Origin of the sequence: Treponema sp. UBA7567 (assembly GCF_002476655.1) — a bacterium.
Taxonomy (GTDB): Bacteria; Spirochaetota; Spirochaetia; order Treponematales; family Treponemataceae; genus Treponema_D.
Genome location: NZ_DLLH01000011.1, coordinates 1 through 17600, shown reverse-complemented (window position 1 = coordinate 17600; position 17600 = coordinate 1). Strand labels below are relative to the sequence as shown.

At 39.8% G+C, this 17600-nt stretch carries 13 protein-coding genes; 4 read left to right on the top strand and 9 right to left on the bottom strand.

The genetic code is table 11. The features are described from left to right. From B3Y13_RS00745 to B3Y13_RS00710, 8 genes are all read right to left on the bottom strand, one after another. Positions 1-266, bottom strand: a 266-nt coding sequence (locus tag B3Y13_RS00745; RefSeq protein WP_296692045.1) for an AAA family ATPase, incomplete at its 3' end; no start/stop codon positions are given. Then, the gene (locus B3Y13_RS00740; protein WP_296692042.1) at positions 266-487 is read right to left on the bottom strand and encodes a hypothetical protein; all 222 of its coding nucleotides are present in this window, start codon (positions 485-487) and stop codon (positions 266-268) included. The genes B3Y13_RS00740 and B3Y13_RS00745, both read right to left, overlap by 1 nt. A gap of 12 nt (positions 488-499) precedes the next feature. Further along, a complete protein-coding gene (locus B3Y13_RS00735) occupies positions 500-2674 on the bottom strand; it encodes a DEAD/DEAH box helicase family protein (protein WP_296692039.1) in 2175 nt (724 codons plus the stop codon). Positions 2675-2676: 2 nt separating this feature from the next. Then, the gene (locus tag B3Y13_RS00730) at positions 2677-4737 is read right to left on the bottom strand and encodes a DUF262 domain-containing protein (RefSeq protein ID WP_296692036.1); all 2061 of its coding nucleotides are present in this window, start codon (positions 4735-4737) and stop codon (positions 2677-2679) included. Positions 4738-4764: 27 nt separating this feature from the next. Beyond that, positions 4765-5925: an aminotransferase class V-fold PLP-dependent enzyme gene (locus tag B3Y13_RS00725; RefSeq protein ID WP_296692031.1), complete on the bottom strand. Its 1161-nt coding sequence runs from the start codon at positions 5923-5925 to the stop codon at positions 4765-4767. 168 nt (positions 5926-6093) lie between these two features. After that, entirely contained in the window at positions 6094-9957 is a 3864-nt protein-coding gene (locus tag B3Y13_RS00720; RefSeq protein WP_296692028.1) for a hypothetical protein, read from the bottom strand. After that, a complete protein-coding gene (locus B3Y13_RS00715; protein ID WP_296692023.1) occupies positions 9954-10901 on the bottom strand; it encodes a DUF4007 family protein in 948 nt (315 codons plus the stop codon). Before B3Y13_RS00715 ends, B3Y13_RS00720 begins: the two co-directional genes overlap by 4 nt. A 266-nt stretch (positions 10902-11167) precedes the next feature. Continuing rightward, on the bottom strand, positions 11168-12805 hold the full coding sequence (locus B3Y13_RS00710) for a phosphoadenosine phosphosulfate reductase family protein (RefSeq protein ID WP_296692019.1): 1638 nt from the start codon (positions 12803-12805) through the stop codon (positions 11168-11170). 123 nt (positions 12806-12928) lie between these two features. Here B3Y13_RS00710 and B3Y13_RS00705 point away from each other — a divergent pair, with 123 nt between their 5' ends. The 4 genes from B3Y13_RS00705 (at position 12929) to B3Y13_RS00690 (ending at position 16940) form a co-directional block, all read left to right on the top strand. Beyond that, entirely contained in the window at positions 12929-13159 is a 231-nt protein-coding gene (locus B3Y13_RS00705; protein ID WP_296692015.1) for a hypothetical protein, read from the top strand. Further along, a complete protein-coding gene (locus tag B3Y13_RS00700; RefSeq protein WP_296692012.1) occupies positions 13159-13575 on the top strand; it encodes a type II toxin-antitoxin system VapC family toxin in 417 nt (138 codons plus the stop codon). The genes B3Y13_RS00705 and B3Y13_RS00700 overlap by 1 nt, the downstream gene beginning before the upstream one ends. Positions 13576-13638: 63 nt before the next feature. Then, positions 13639-16281, top strand: coding sequence for a DEAD/DEAH box helicase (locus tag B3Y13_RS00695; RefSeq protein ID WP_296692010.1), 2643 nt, complete (start codon positions 13639-13641; stop codon positions 16279-16281). Further along, positions 16278-16940: a class I SAM-dependent methyltransferase gene (locus B3Y13_RS00690; protein WP_296692005.1), complete on the top strand. Its 663-nt coding sequence runs from the start codon at positions 16278-16280 to the stop codon at positions 16938-16940. The genes B3Y13_RS00695 and B3Y13_RS00690 overlap by 4 nt, the downstream gene beginning before the upstream one ends. On the opposite strand, the gene B3Y13_RS00685 is transcribed toward B3Y13_RS00690, so the two are convergent. Then, a complete protein-coding gene (locus B3Y13_RS00685) occupies positions 16905-17582 on the bottom strand; it encodes a DNA-3-methyladenine glycosylase I (RefSeq protein ID WP_296692047.1) in 678 nt (225 codons plus the stop codon). The genes B3Y13_RS00690 and B3Y13_RS00685 overlap by 36 nt on opposite strands. Positions 17583-17600: the final 18 nt, after the last annotated feature.

Genomic DNA, 17600 nt, shown 5'->3' with positions numbered 1-17600 from the left:
GAATCATTATGTTTTAACGCCTCACTTTTTTTATGATTATTAAGAATTAGTGGCGCTATCTGTTTATCATTTGTAATCCATTCACCGTTTTCACCCTCATCTGTCAAAAAAATACGATTATACAAAACAAAGTTAATGGCATCGAATAATTTTGATTTTCCTGATTTGTTCTGTCCGATNNAAATCGTTGTCGCAGGGGAAAATTCAATTTCATTTTTATCATAATAAGATAAAAAATTTGAGATTGTAATACACTTAAATTCCATTATTCCGCTCCTCCAAGATTATCAATATCAATTGCACCAGACTGAATGAGTTTGTCCAATTCATCATCAAGAGTTTTTGCAACTAAAGCTTTTATATTTCCTTGCTTATGGTTTTTATAAATTTGTTTAAGCAATGTGTTCACTAAAACGCGTGTAACATCATCTTCATTTTTTAATGCTTGTTGCACAATTTTTGGCAAATCATTTTCAAGTTTTCCCATATTTTTTCCTCTCTATAAATATTTTCTCAGAATTGTTTCTATTTCCTCGTAGTTGTCTGCGGTTGCGGCAAAATCCATTGCACGTTTTATTTCGTTCTCAACAATTGACTGCGCATAAACTGAATTTCTGTCTGGCGGAACTACGATAAAGTCGAAAATCTCGGCAAGCGTCTTGTTTGTCTCAGGCGATTTTCTTAAGACACGGCCACGCCGCTGAATGAACTCGCGTTCGGAAGTGCTGCTTGCAATAAAGAAAGCACGTTTTGCCGCAGGAATATCAATTCCTTCATTCAAACGCTGCTTGGCAAAAAGAATATCGATTGCTCCGGCTGTAAAACTTTCTATGATTTCGCGCTTTGTTCCCTGAACGTATTCGCTCATCCGCACAATTTTTCCTTTTGACTTCAATTCGTTCCAAAGTTCTGATTTATAGGATTCCAAAAAATCCTTGCCGTTCTCGTCTTTTCCGTCGGGGCAGAAAACAATCGTCTTGTCCTTGTATTTAAAAAGCTCATTCTGCATGATTTCTAAGAATTCTGTTTTTTTGTTTTGAGCGCGCTCGATTATCCTGTGCCGCTCCTTTAAAAGCTGTTCCAGCCGCTCTTCATCTTCTTTGTCTGTTTTAGAGGAATTATTGACAATGACAGAAAAGCGCGAGACTTTCTCAGAAATATTTTCATAGTCTTCCATTTCAAAATCCGTGAGAGGAACAACCGCAGGATGATACTCATAATGGCAGAGCATATCCGCTTCAATCGCATTCTTTATAGAAAATTCATAGGGATTTTCGGACGGACAAAAATAATCAAAAATCGCCTTTGTGCCTTTTTCGTCGTAAGGACGCTTTGGAGTCGCGGAAAGCCCGATTCTATATTTGATTTTTTCAGGAAGTTTTTTTGAATAGCTTGCAGCCCCGAATTTATGGACTTCATCGGCGATTATCAAAGTTGAATCTAGTTCCAGCGATTCAAGAATTTTCTCGTCGTTTCCGCAGAAAGAATCGTAAGTCGTGATAATCACAAGTCTTTTATTTTGTCCGTCTTTTTTCAGGATTTTCAGAAGCCGCAAATCCGACAATTTTTCTTTCCAGTCAAGCCCGGAGCGGATTGGAATAATTTCTCCACAAAAACATTTCTCAATATCTTTTTGCCACTGGTCAACCAAATCTTTTAGAGGAACAATTATCAGCACGGAAGTTAACTCAATTTTTCTTGAAAGCTCATTTGCGCAGAACAAAGAAGTCAAAGTTTTTCCAGTTCCGGTCGCCATTGCAAGAAGCGTCTGAAAATTGTTTGATTCAAAATTCTCTATCGCCTTTATTTGATGCGGTCTTGGAAATTTTTTGCCTTTAAAATCAAAGAAAAGTTTATCTACTAAGATTGATTTTTCGTTACTTGATTCCGCCACTGCAACTTCATCGGGAATATCTGTCCTGTTTTCGTGATCTATTTTGTACGTAACATTTCTGTTTTGCGAAAACTCTTTTTTATCCAGCTCAAAATCAGCCGTTCCTCGCTTATATTTTTCAAGAATCGCCTTGTCGATTGACGGAAAATGCAGGACTTTCAGTTTTCCGTCAAAGTTTCCCCAGATTGCGGCGAACGATTTTTCCTTTTGAATCACGCGTGCTTTTTCATCTTCCGACTTCCACGAACAGAAAACATCGACTGTTTCATAGTTTTTTGTGAATGCGTTTTCGGATTCGTTCATCGAGCCTGAGAATGCGATTTTGTTTCCGTCGGAATCCTCAACAAGCCCAAGTTTTTCGTGATACATTCCGACCGATGAGCCGTTTTCGGTAAAAGCGATTTTTATATTCAGCACGCCGGATTCAATCAGATTGGCAAGAAGATTCAGCCGTTCCTTTTCAAAGAAATTTTCTGATTCAGTTTTCAGTCCGCGAAGAAGCGCATTTTCTATAATTTTTGCGCGGTTCTCATAGCCTTTTCGGATTGCCTCTTCATCTTCCGCAGAAAGATAAGGAGACGCCACAAGCTCGATTTTTCCGCCTTTCTTGGCAAGCTCGCAAATTCCTTTTGAAATTTCAACCAACGCCGAAGAAGAAAAAAATCCGACAGAACGCTTGTACGAAACAGCGTTTTCAAGAACAGGAATGTAAAAATCCTTGACGATATTGTCTTGTGGAGAACGGTATTCTTGTTTGATGGAAAGATTAGGAAAAATCATTTTTAAAAATTCCAGTTTTTATCAATTGATTTTTCCAATAAATCAAGATGTTTATTCAGTTCATTTTCAACGGACTTGAACCTGCTCTTTATAAAAGTATCTATATCAACACCGTCTATAACGGAGTTATAATGAATACTGGCAAGAGCATTTTTTACCTTTTCATCTTGAGAATAATCAGAAAATTTCATATCAGAAATATCAGAGTTTGAAGTCTGCGTTATATAAATAAAATTCAGTGGAGAATTATGTATGTCATAAGGATTCTTGCGAATATCTTTTGTTGACTCTCCGATTTTTTTATCACTGCCTAAAGGAATTATATGATGCATTCCAAATACACTTTCGCTCAAGAAATTCAATTCTTCATCTGTGTGAAAATCTTTATATCCTTGCGAAAGGTAGAACTGACAAATGAATGTACTTATTTTATCAGGCGGAACGATACCAGATGAAACATTTTCCATAGTTAAAGTTTTTTCGTCTGTCAGATTATGAGCTTTTAGAACACTGTTTTTTCTTAATTGTTTTAATTCTGTATAACGAGAAAAATCCATGTTATTGAAGAAATTCAAGAATTTGTTTATTTCTGAATAAATAGAAATGTCTTGCTTTGTTGGATAGATATAACCAAACAAGGAAATCCAGTACCAATACTCAAGGAAGTCATGAATTTCAATTCTGTTGTACAATTCATCATCAGTAAAAATAAAAGAAACAAGTCCAAATTCTGCCTTATAATTTATTTCAGAAAATTTTCGAATTCCACAACGTGTCTGAAAAAAACACATTGCCCTTTTCATTGCTGTGCAAACAGTTTCTGTTTTTGACGCAATCATATCAGCAGGAAGATCCAGAATCTTGTCTCGTTTTGTTAAATTCTTTGGCTCAAATTCTTTTGGCTTATTTTCTTTTGTAATTAGAAAAGTGATTACTTTTAAGAATACTTCAATGAATTGAGGACTGATAATTCCATTTTCAATTATTCCTGATTTTTGAATCACATCGTACTTATGTTGAAAATTTTTAATCCACTGTTGTGCAATAATAGGCAGAATATCAATTTTAACAAAAAATGGAGAAGTAAAATATTCGCTTACCTTATCATTATAATTGTATTTTACGTCTTTTACACCTCCGACTTTTGCCGTAACCAAATCGAAAACACTTAAAGGAGCTCCACCCTGATTTAAATTGCTGTAAATATCTATTGCGCGAGACTTGTTGGAATTTTCAACAGCAATCTGATTTATCTTCAAAGTCAAAAGACACTCTGACAAATACTTCTGAATATTCTTTTGCCATATCTTTCTGCGATCCTCATTTTCATCTTTCTTCTGAGAAACTGAGTACGAGTCTGAAATTTTTGCAAGAATCCTATCGTATGACAACTGGATTTTGCTGTCATCATTGTCAATGTATTGAAGAGGAATATGATAAGCACCGTCTTTTTCTTCTGTACAATACTTTTCAATCAAGCTTAAATCATTATCATTATGAATATCTACAACAGAATTTTTTCTTCCCAAAATTACATCAGGTTTTTCAGAAGAAATCATCTCCCGCATTTCAGCCGTTGAGTAGTATTTTTTTTCTGTTAGAATATCTTTTGGAAATTCAAGTTTTTTTACGCCGAACAAGTCATCGATTTCTGAATTTTGAGAAGTATTGGCCGGAATTTTCACAAAAAACATATTTTTTAACGATGATGAAGAAAGATTTTTTAGAGAATCTTTATAAGTGTCAAAAAAATATGTTGTGAATCCTGCAAACAAGGATGTGACTCGTTGCTGACCGTCAATCAAATACGTAATATTTTTTCTGTCCGGCTCAATTGCCGCGTTGCCAGTTCTTGTTTTCGCACCAATTCTTTTACACGCAAAACCAGCATCATCAGATTCCAAAGTTAAAATACTACCTACAGGCATTCTGCACAAAACACTGGCATAAAGATTTATCATCTTTCCTTCTTTCCAGACAAAATTTCTCTGAAAATCAGGCAGAACCAATTCATTTGATGTAATTTGATTTACCAAATCTTGAAATTTCTTAATTTCACTCATAACTTATATCTCCTAACAAATGTGTTTCTACCTATTTTCCTCTATATACCCCATCGCCTTTTCCAGCGCGCAAAAGTCCTCTTCGCTTGTGAAATATCCCACGCTGAAGCGCACTGTTCCTGCCGGGAATGTGCCTAAGAATTTGTGCGCGAGCGGCGAGCATTGAAGACTGGTGCGCACGGCGATTTCCGCCTCGTCAAAAACGTTTCCGATGTCTTCCGCCGAGTAGCCGTCAAAAACCGTGGATACAACGCCAATGCATTTTGTCTTTTGTGAAAACCTGTCCGCCGGTCCTGCAATTTTTACAAAGTCGTAACGCTGCAAAATCTCTAAAAGTCTATGGTGATTTTTTTCTTCGGTGGCTCGGATTTCGTCCTGATTCTGCAAAAACCACTGTGCCGCCGCATGAAGTCCCGCAACCGCGCAGATGTTCTGGCTTCCCATCTCGTAGCGGCTCGGAATGTTTTCGGGCATTTCCTGCCTCGCCGACTCAACGCCTGTTCCGCCAAAAAGAACCGGCTCTAGTCTCACATTACGGCTCTTCACAAATCCGCCGATTCCGAACGGTCCGTACAAAGTCTTGTGCCCGGCAAAAACCGCAAAGTCAACAAGCTCGCTCGCCACATTCAGCGGAACAAGCCCTGCCGTCTGCGCCATGTCGGTTACCGTAACCGCACCAAACTTTTTCGCCGCCGCAAAAATTTCAAGGACAGGAGCGACAAGCCCGATTACGTTGCTAGCGTGGCTTACAATCACAATGTCCGGCGGAATCTCCGCAAACTGCGCGTTGATTTTTTCCATGCAGTATTCAAAATCAGGCGAGACAAAAAGCTGCCTTACGCTGATTTTTCCGCTCTTTTCAAAATGATGCAGAACGCGCGTCACCGAATTATGCTCGAACGGCGAAATGTAAACGGTTTTCCTCTTGTCGTCCGCAAGCAGCCCTTGAATCACCATGTTCAGCGCAATCGTCGCGCTCGGAGCAAAAATCACGTCCTTGTTCGGGCAGCAGAGAATTTTCTGGATAAAGCCGCGCGTCTCAAAAATCACCTTTGACGCCTCCGCCGCAAGCTTGTACTGCCCGCGCCCCGCATTTCCGCCGTTAGAACGGTAAAAAGAATCCATAAAACCGTAGACACATTCAGGCTTCGGAAAAGTCGTCGCCGCGTTGTCAAAATAAAAACTCATTTTTCCTCCAATTTTGGGGCGTTCCCACCGCAAGCGGCGGTCGGGCTTTTCGCACTTCGCTAACCGCTCATTCCTACACTTCGTTCCGGAACTTCGGTGCTACAATCCCTAACGTACGTTCGCTATGCTCACTATCGAGTTTTTGTGTTGCAAAAACTCGCGTCATTATTAGCACAGCTTTTCCAGCAAACTCACTAGAACCTGCCTTTTTTCCGCATCCGTCACGGACTGCCCCATTTCTTCAATCGTCCGCCAGATTTCCTCTTCGAGCGATTTTGCCCTAACGGAACATTCAACTTTCTTAAACGACTTTGATTTTGCGTTTTCAGCTCCGCTTTGGGCAAACCGGATTTCGTAATTGTTTGCACCTTTACAAGGCACCGTGTTTTTTGCGCCTGCCAGATTTTCAAAACTATCAGCCGGACTCTGAGACTGCCGAAGCCCAGACGGATTTCTAAATTCCATAAGCGTCTTGTTCAGTTCCGAAAGCCGCTCAAAAAATACGTCCACAGTCTCATCGTTCCAGTCGTCAATGCTAAGTCCGGTCAGAACTTTTGCCATTTCAAACACAATCTGCTTTTCATCGTTTCCGGCGGACTTGTAAATCTTAAAAAGAGAGTGCGCACCGTTTTCAAAAACGTGGTTTTCAGTTTCCGGCTCAAGTTCCGCGCAGAATTCCGCAATCACATTTTTCAGCGACTTTTCGCCTGCGTTCTTGTCAAAGAAATTTTTTGTCTCATCAATGATTTTTTCCGTGAAGTTTTCCAGCGCAAAGTCAAAAAAGTTCTTCGCACTTTTTATATTTTCTGAAAGCGCAAAATCAGCCTGCTCCGGCTTTTCTTTTTTGAACGCGCAAGGAATTTTCTCAAAAAGGATTTCGTTCGCGCCGAATCCGCCCTGCTTCAAGATATTCAGAAAATCAGAATATTCTTTCCGCACGGCGGCAAATTTTGTTTCAGCAAGAGAATCTTCAAAGCCGCAGTAAACTTTTTTCATCTGCTTTGTGTATTTTGCAAGCGAGCGGTACCAGCGGAGCATCGCGTTTATAAGGTAAGAATAGCCGTTCGCATTTTTCTCTTCTTCAATCACAAAGTCGGCAAAGAGATTTTCAAGCGAATGAATGTAATTTTCCTTTTCATCATTCCATTTTTGGACACGGACAGAAAACTCTTCAGGACTTTCCGCGATTTCAGCAAGGCTTTGGGCGTTCACAGGAACTTCAATTCCGCTTTTTTTAAGCACAATATTTTTTGAAAATGAAGAGAGAACGGCGGCAATGTAGAGCGGAATCACGCCGCGCCTAAGACCGAATCCGTTTTCTGCCTTTACGAGAAGCTCAAAAAGAGGCGAAAAACTGATTTCGTTTTCTTCCGCGCGCGCAAAAAATTCTTTTATCACCGCAAAAAGATTCTTAAAGTTTCCGTCATTTTTTGCGTTGCCGGAATCAGGCTCAAGATTAAAGATTTTCTTTTCCGCTGAATCCTTGTCAGCCTTTTTTAGAATTCCAGGGCGCAAAAGCGCGCTTCTCATAAACGAAACTTCCTGACCGCTTCCGCTCAAGCCCAAATCCAAAGAAGGAGAATTCAGCATCGCGTCCACAAGCTTAGCCCGGCTTTTTGCAGCCGCACCTGTAAGGCAATTTTTGTTCAGCATTTCATTGTTTATGACCGGCGTTCTGTAAAAAATTTCCGAGCAAATATCCGAGACAAGATTTGTGAGTTCAGATTTTCTGTAAAGTTTTCGCTCCGCGCCAAGCGAAACGTAAAGCGCAAGATTCCGCTCCGGCTGAACATAAGAATGGACAATCTGCTTTACAACCTCGTACAAATCCTGATAAACAATGTCGTACTCGTCAAAAAGAACAGAATCCAAAGAATTTGAAGAAGCCGCAAAAAGCTGGTTCCGCAAGAACGCGACAGAATCGAAACGGCGCAGCTTTTCAGAAAAATTCTCATCCAGTTTTGAAACTATAAAGACAAGATTTTTTGATTCTGAAGAAAGTTTCTTTGCTTTTTCAATAATTTTTTCTTTGTCAAAATCTGTTCCGCCAGAATCTTCCGCATTTTCAAAATCCTTGAAGAGCGCGAAAACGCAGCCGTCGGAATTAAAATTTTCAGAAAATGTTTTCCAGTCTTCACGCTCCAAAAATTCTTTTTCAGAGACAAACACAAAGCGGAAATATCGCGTCATCTTGTTTTTGATGTTGTACAAAGTCGGATAAATGAATTTTTCCGTGTTGAAACTGTTCAGGATGTCAACGATGCGGACTGTCCGCCGCCTTTTTTCAACGCAGTCAGAAATCAGAGCCGGAATATCCGCGCCGGAAGCCGCCTTCAGCTGAAGGTAATTGTTGTGGACGTTCAGGTAAACCACGCCAAGATTTTCAGAAAGATTTTTCACCGCGCCGCGGATTTCATCACGAGAAAATCCCGCGTCATCGTAAAGCGCGAAAAGAAAATTCAAGTCCGGGGAAAGCCGCTCAAACTGGTTCAGGCAGTAAATCAGCGAAATAGTCTTTACAATTTTTGATTCAAGGGAAGTTTTTTCAAGCTGGCGCAAAATCTGAGACGCAACAAGATAATATTTTTTGATTTCGCTTGTGTAAGGCTCGTTTTGAAGCTGATTTTCAAAATAGTCAAAAAGAACGTCCGGCGTAAAAAGAATTATTTTTCCGCCCTGCAAAAATTCTTTTCCGTCAGCCTCTGTTTTTCCAGATTCTTCAAGTTTTTCAATCAAGGAAGAAAATCCGTTTTTGTCATTGCCGGAAAGAAAAGTAAAAAGCGTGCGCTCGTTCTGCGCAACTTTTTCAGAAAGACGCGGCAAAATGTAGCTTGTAACCGGGTGAAGCGGATAGCATCCGTATAAAATTGTATCAGCAAAACCGCCTTCAAGATTTGAAAAGAGGCGGAATCCATCACCGAGCCAGACGTTTTTAAGATTTTCAAACTGCGCCTTGTTCTGAACGCAAAAGTTTTTCCATTCAGCCGGATTTTTTATAATCGCCGCGCTTATCAGGCTGTAGACTTCAGAATAATTGCTGTAAAGATGAATATGACGGAAACGCTCGGAAACGCCTTTCCAGCCGTCAACTTTTTGCTTTGGCAGAATGTCGATGTAATTTTCAATTTCCTTGTGGCAAATCAAAAGCAAGTGAAGCTGATTTTTTCCGCTGCGGTCAGAACGCTCGGCAAAATCCTGCAAGAGTTTTGTGTCTTTTACGGTCGCATGCGCAATGCTCGACTCAAGATATTTTCCGAATTCATCGTAAACGACAAAAATTCCGTCGTATTTTCCGCTTTCGCAAAGTTTCTTGCAGACCTGCTCATAAATATCGGCAACATCAAAGCCAGCAAACGGATTGAATTCGCTTCCCGAAGTAAGCGACGGATAAAGTTTTTCAAATTCCTCAAAAAAGTCAGAATTATAATTTAAAAGATTCCGCTTGAACTCCGCCGCTTTTACGGAAGCAAGCCGATTGAATTTTTCAAGAGTCTCAGGATATTCGTTTTCCCATTTTTCAATCATTTTTGCAGCCGACTCAAAATGGGTTTCAGGCATAAGATTTTCAAATTCCCGCCTTTTTAAAGTCAGATGAAGCGCATACAAAAACGACTGCGAAAGGCTCTGCGAATTTCCGTTTATCACAATCGGCAAAAGCCGCCGCCCGCTTTTTACATACTGAAGAATATTTTCTGCAACGCCCGGATTTTTCGCTCTGACTTTTTGCGCAAGCGACTCAAAGGAATCTTTCAAATCCGGGTTATTATATAGAAGAGAAAGTGTTTCAAGCACGATGTAGGATTTTCCTTTTCCATAAGGACCAATCAAAATTCCTGCGTGGCTTTCAGAAGATTTTTTTTCAGAAACGCCAGTGCTTCTTGTGCTTGAAATCGCATCGTCAATAAATTTTATAGCTTCAAAAGTCGGAATAAATCCCGCGATTTTTTCCGCATTGTCAAAATCGAATGCGATATTCACCGAGGATTGAAAATTCTTTGAGGCAGTTATCATATTTTTTTCTTGAAGTTTCATTTTTTCAGTTCCCCGTAATATTTTTCTATGCAGTTTTCATAAGCGGATTTTCCGCCGGAAACTTTTTCAAAATCTTTCCACGGCAAAAGACGGACGACATCAAGCCCGCTAGTCCGCACAACTTTCAGAAAATTCAAAGTCTCAAGCTCGCTCAAAATGTCCATCAAAGTGATGACATCAAGATTAAAAACTTTTCCTGCGCTGTTTTTTCTGTTCTGAATGTCCGAAAGCGGAATCTCAAAATTTTTGTATTCAAGTTTTGCGCCGCCGTCCTCGTTTTTTTCGCACATTCTGTAAAGCGAGGCAAGAAAAATTAGCGGCGGAATATTCTGTTTTGGCGGAATCACTTTTCTATACAATTTTTTTCCGCTGCCAATTGAATCTACAAGGCCAAGCTCGGCAAACGGAGACTCGATGTTATCTTCCGGGTCAATTTCCGCAGCATTCTTAAATCGGGAAACGTAAGTGTTCACAATACATTCAAAATCGCTGTCAAAAGAGCTAAGAGCCGTAGAGCCACCATTTCCTTTGTCAAATTTCAAAAGCTCAGTAACAAAATCATCTTTCGTAAATTCCGTAAGATTGAATTCATTAAAGAAAAAGTACCAGGAAGTCGCATTTTCGCGGTTTGCGGCAAGCTCATTCTGCAAAAGCCAGAGCGTTCCGGCTTCCTCAACAAACTTGTCGTGCTCGTAAATAATCTTCCCAAGCGGAGTAAAACTTGTCTCCGTCTTTTTCGATTCTTTGCCTTTTTCTTCTTTTGTCAGCCCAACCGCCTTCATCCAGTAGCGCAGCGAAACAACCATGTTCCGCCCGATTCCAAGCTCGTCCATCGGCTCAAGAGTTTTGTCCGTAAAAATTCCCGGATTTTTTTGAACCGCCTCAATTCCCTTTGCAAGCCAGTTTTTGCGGATTGAAAATGTCTCGTGTCCTCTGTATTTCATTTTTATTTTCCTTTTTATTCGGGCGTTTCCCTCACTTCGTTCGGGCCGGGCTTTTCGCACTTCCGGCTTTCGCCTGCATTGTTTTGAAAGAAGCAAAACTTCAAGCAAAACATTTTCAAAAACAACGCTTCGCGGTGCTACAATCCCTAACGCGTCAGCATTAGGCGTGCGCAATCTTGCGCACACGTAAATAACGAGTTTTGCGTCAGCAAAATCTCGCAACAAACCGCAGGTTTGCAAATCCCTAACGCGTGAGCGTTAGGCGTTCACACGTCCTTTGTCCTTAAATATTTTTCCATCATGCAGCCGCCGGTCAGATATTTTTCCGTGACGCATTTTTTGCAGTGCCTGCATTTTTCCGGATTTATGTGATATTCGTTTCCGGCAAGAGAAATCGCTCCAAAGCGGCAGACGGACTCGCATTTAAGGCACTTTCTGCACGCGTTGAATTTCCTCACCTGATAGCCAATCATGCGCTGAAGGTCGTCATGCTTTTCAACGTTCATCGTGCGCACTTTTACGGCATGCTCAAAACCGCTCTGGTTGAACGGCTGGACAGAAATTATCGGGACATTCGTCTTTGCGTCCAGAATCAGCGTCTCGTGAATCAGCTTGCGTCCTAGCTCCGGAGCCAGAATTCCAAACGGAACGAGCATATTCAAAAAACTGTCGTCAAGGGCGTGCGTAAGCTGGTAGATTTTTGAATGCTCCTCGCTCGTGCAGTTTGTGAATTTGAGCTTTACATCGCCTGCGGCAGCAACGCCGTTTCCGCCCTGCCGGGCCTTCCATTTTCCTGAGTCCACATATTCTTCCGCGTCGGGCTTGCCAATCTGCCGTGCAAAATCAACAAGGAAAGTCCGCCATTTTTCGCTTTGCTCTTTCATGTAGATGCGCGAAAGAAACTGCGCCCGGAGATTGTTGTTCGGGCAGCACCAGCAGCCGACTCTGTCGTAGCCGAGACGGTAAGCGTCGTTGAAGTCAACTTTTTCCGAAAGAAGATAGAGCCACACGTCCAAGTCCTTCCAGTCAAAAATCGGGCTTGCGACTGTCTGCTTCTGGATTTTTACAGTCTCGGTGTTTTCTGTGACGCGGCTGTATTTTGAGCGGCTGACGCTTTCGTTCTTGCGGATTCCATAAAACGTTAGAATCTGCTTGTCGCCGAATTTGCGGTTCAGAACGCGCGTAATCGGTCCGGTCTTGAACATCGAGCAGCACCAGCGCATCATTCTTGCAGGCGGCCCGATTTCCTTGCAGACTTCGTAAAAATTCTGGTCAGTGTTCTGAGCAATTCTGAATTCAGCCATCGGGTGCGCCTTTCTGTAGCGTTCGGCATATTCTGTTGTCATAGGAAATTCAAGCGTTGTGTTTCCAAAAAGATGAGTTATGTACGGATTTCCTAGTGCCTTTATAACAACATCCGCAGTCGCCGTGGAATCTTTTCCGCCACTGAATGAGACAATCATGCGGTTTTCTGAGCCTGCGCCGTTTTTCTGCACGAACTTATCTGCCTCATCTTGAACAAAAGCAAAAGCCTCGTCCTTTATGGAATTAAAACGGCTTTTGTTCGCCTGAATAAATTTCTGGATTATTGAGTCAAAGTGTTTCTTTGAAATTTCAAGATTTTCTTTTGAAAGCTCGTCAAGGTTTTTGCGGAGAGAATCGCAGTCGGCGTTTCTAAAAACCGAAGATGAGATTGCAACAGATTTTCCGTCGATGTAGTAACGGTTCGCGCTGTTCCACACCGAAGATGATGCCAAGCTGAACGGCTCTTTTTCGAGCAGAAGCTCCAGTAAAAGCCGCTCCTCCGGAAAAACCGGCCGCAAATCGCTGGAAAGATATTCAGTTTCACCGTGGCAAAGAGGACACTTGCATCCCGAGCCAACAGAATCCGTTTCATAAAACAAAGGAATTCCGCAAGACGCGCACCAATTGACCTGCGCAGAAAAACGGTCGTTTTTTTGGACAGGAATTCAAAAAATGTGATATAATTCTAAAGATTATTTAGGCTTAAAATTGGAGGCGTTTATATGCAAACATCAGTTATTGACACTTATAATCAGCTGACTGTGCAAGATCAGGAAAAAGTAACTACCTTTATATATTCTCTTTTTTCAAAATATAAAAAAAATTCGGCAAAAAAAACGCTTTCAGCAGAAGATGAAGAACTTTTCAACCATTTTACAGGAAGCCTTTCGTTGGAATCTGATTCTATTAAGACAATAAATAAAAATAAATCTGAGAAATATGGAATCAAATAATGAATGTACTTATCGATACAAATATTATAATTGACTGGCTTTTAGCACAACCGAAAAATGGCAGAAATGCAGAAAAGGCAATGCGTTATTTAATGGCAAAAAATGCCGAAGGCTATGTTGCTTCTCACTCATTGACAGATTTATACTTCTGTATCCGAAAAGAATTTTCAAAATCTGAAAGACAAAAACTTTTACAGTTCATTTTATCAAAATTCAATGTCATCACAGAAGAAAAATCAGATTTTGAAACAGTTCTTAGTGAAGAAAATTTAGAAGACTTGGAAGACGGACTTCAGATGCAATGCTCAAAAAAGGCAAATCTTGATTACATCATAACCGAAAATACAAAAGATTTTTCAACATCATTTGTACAAGTTCTCTCCACATCTGATTTTTTGGCTTTGGTAGGTGAATGATGGAAATTTCAAATAAAGTCAAAAATTCTGTCCCAAAAAACGACCGTTATTAAGGACAAAAAAATGGCTTCAATCTCATTTTTTAATCACTTAATACCAAAAGAAACTGTGTGGTACGCGAACGGCGGAAAAAGTGATTTTTATGTTTTAAACGACAAAGCGGTCATAATTGACAGCGGAATCTGCCGGACAAATTCAAAAAAACTTATCGAAATAAATTATTCTCTTTTGACGGACAAACAAAATTCCTACATGAAGGAATTTTCTGAAGTCTACAGATTTTTAAAAGAAGACGAGGAATCGGCAAGGGACTTTTTATTTTATGACAGAAACAAAAATATTGAAAATCCGGAAATAAAAAACGCAAGACAAAAAACAGCTGCAAACCGCGAAGATTTTGCAGAAAGTTCTCCGCTGGAATTTTATTTTGAAGAAGAATTTTCAAAAGTCTACGGCGAATCCAGTTTAAGTTTTCTAAACAAGGAATATTCAATCACGGATGAAAAAGGAAACACATTTTTTCTTGATTATTTAATCCATACGGCCGACGGTGACATCGCTGTTGAAGAAAACGGCATAAATTATCATCATCCGCAGATTATCGGAATTGAAAAATACAGAAAACAGCTTGCAAAACAAAACGAATGCACAAAATGGGGAATCAAACTTTACCGATTTTCAACCGAGGACTGCAAATTTGAGGAAAAAATTCAGGACGACATAAAACGATTTTTTGGTTCAGATACAAAAAAATTCAGTCAAACTGGAATTATCGCAAGCCGGGCGATAAAACTTTACGAGCACCAAAAACTTACGCTCGAAGACATTCAAAAATCGCGGAAAAACGGAATCAGCACATTTCTAGTTGTTCTTCCGACAGCCGCAGGAAAATCAAAAATAATCGAAGAAGATTTAAAACTATTTTCAAAACAAAAAAAGAATTTCAAAACACTGATTCTTGCCCCAAACAAAGACATAATTGAAGACTGGGAAAAGCGCATATCAAAAAATCTTCCTGAGCTCACACAAAAAATCGGCATAAAAACATATTCCTTCCTTGCCAGAAACTACAGAAAATTTTCACCGGACGAATATTCATACATCGTTGCAGACGAGGCTCACCACGCAGTCGCGCCAACTTACAAACGCGTAATTCAATATTTTTCGCCGGATTTTTTAATCGGACTTACCGCAACCGACCAGCGGCCGGACAAAAAGAAACTTGAATCAATTTTTGGAAGCTACAAAACCCAGCTTTCTCTTTCCGAGGCGATGAAAAAAGGAATTGTCGCGCAAGCGAATGTCTACAGAATTGAGACAAATGTTGATTTAAGCAAAATCCGGTTTAATGGAAAAGACTATGTGAATGCGGACTTGGAAAAATCAATCCGTGTAACTTCCCGGAACGAGCTGATTGCGGAAGTCTTAAAAAAATATTTTTCTTCGGGCAAATTTCAAAATGAGCAGGGGCTGATTTTTTGCGTAAACACAAACCATTCAAAAGAAATGGCAAAAATCTTGAATTCCTATGGAATTTCTGCCGCGTCCTACACAAGCAAAGACCTCAACTCAGAAAAAACGATGAAAGATTTTTCAGACAAAAAAATCCGCTTTTTGTGCACCTGCAATATGATTAGCGAAGGCTGGGATTATCCTTCCTTAAAAATTATTGTGATGGCCCGGCCGACCCTTTCAAAAGTCATGTATCTTCAGCAAATCGGGCGCGGACTTAGAAAAACTTCCACAAAAGAAAACGTTTTTATTATCGATGTTGTAGACGAATATGGCGCGATGGTTCAGCCATGCACAATGCATTCGATTTTTGCAAATCCATATTATGTTCCGTTCGGGCTTATAACAAAAAACGATTACAAGCAAGGCGAAATGCTCACAATTGACGGGCTTTCAGAAAGAATTGAGCGAATTGTAAGAGTTGACATTGACGATTTTTCCGAAAAATATAAAGATTTTTTAAGCGTTGAACAATTAGCAAGAGAATTTTTTGTAAGCACAGAAACAATAAATTCCTGGATAAAAGCAAAGAAAATCATTCCGGATGCAGTTTTTCCATTCGGAACAAAGAAAATCTTTATGTTCAGCGCTCAAAATACAAAAAACATCAGGAAAAAACTGAATATCCCTGAGCACAACGAAAAAACGATTCACCAGGATTTTTTCGATTTTCTTGAGCAGCGGGACTACACTCTTTCATATAAAATGCCGTTTCTGCTTTCGCTTCTGAAAAACGCAAATTCAATCGGCGAGGCAAAAATTGATTCAGTCCTAAAAGATTACATTCAGTTTTACAAAGAAAGAATTGACCGAAATCTTCCCGTTGATAAAAAATCTTGCCCGTACACAAGCGAATTTTTGAAAAATAAAAAACTCTGCAAAGAAAATATGATTGCAAATCCTTTTGAAAAATTTGAGCGCAAGCGGTTTATGTTCATTTCAAAAGACCTGGGAATTATTGCGATAAATTCCGCGTTGTGGGATTCGCTTTCAAAAAATGATATTTTAAAAATAAAAACCCAGCTGCTTGAGGATTTAAGAAATTACTACAAAAAATTCGGCAATATAATAGAAGAAACTCAACTTGTGAACTTTGCAAAAGGTGATATTTATGCAACAAAGGTTATTCCGCAAGAATCTGAACTTCTTGTCGCGGACAGCACGAATTTGTATTCTGGAGAAAATCAAAAATGACACACAAAATACCTAAGATAGATTACAAGGAAAAAACGCTTCAATATTACAATCAGAATGATGAAGTTTTTATAACAGGAACATTGAATGTAGATTTTTCTGAAACACAAGAAAAATTTCTTTCTTACCTAATACCGGGAGACAAAATTTTAGACTTCGGGTGCGGCTCAGGGCGCGACACAAAATATTTTCTATCAAAAGGATTTGAAGTGCGCGCAATTGACGGCTCTAAGAAAATGTGCGAATTCGCAAGTCAGTTTACAGGAATAGATGTAAAGCAACTTGATTTTTTGGATTTTGATGAAAAAAATCAATACAACGGAATTTGGGCATGCTCTTCAATCTTGCATTTGAATTCCGAAGAACTTTTGTACGTGCTAAAAAATATTTCTGCATCGTTAAAATCGGACGGAATCTTTTACACATCATTTAAATACGGAACGTTTGAAGGCGAACGCAACGGAAGATTTTTTAACGATATGAACGAAACAAAATTTTCAGAACTACTGAAAAAAATCAGTTCCTTAAAACTTATGGAAAGCTGGGTAACCGAAGATGTCCGCACCGGCCACAAAAACGAAAAATGGCTCAATGTTATCTGTAAAAAAAATCCCAGAAAAATCTCACCCCCTGAACAAAAAGCACTCTTCATCATGTGAAAAAATCACGCCGATTGCCTGCAAGAATGAATAGACAATTGTGCTTCCCATGAATTTCATTCCGCGTTTTTTTAGTTCTGCGGAGATTGCGTCTGAAAGGCCGTTCGTTGACCTGCCTGTTTCGTGAATTATTTTCATGCCAGAAAGAGCGGATTTTTTCTCAACATCTTCTGCATTTTTCGTGGCTTCATTTTCAGACACAGCATTTTTGCATAAATATTCATCCAGAAACTTTTTTATGAAATTAAAGAAACTTCCGTATTCAAGGCAAATCGTCCTAAAAATCCTTGCGTTTGAAATGCTTGCCTTTACTTTTAGCCGGTTTCTGATGATTTTTGGATTTTCCAAAAGTTCCGCGATTTTTTCCTCGCCGTAGCCAGAGACTTTTTCAAGATCGAATCCGTCGTAGACAGAACGGAAATCTTCCCTCTTGTTCAAGACACATTCCCAAGAAAGCCCCGTCTGAAAACTTTCGAGAGTCAGCATTTCAAAAAGATATTTGTCGTCCGTGCTTTTTTCACTGAAAATTCCCCATTCATTATCGTGATAGGCAACATATTTTGGATTTTTCAGGTTGCACCACTTGCAGCGCGGAAGATTTTTGTCAAAAATTGCTTCTGAATCAGATTTTATTGCCGTCATCTCCAGCTTTCCCAGATT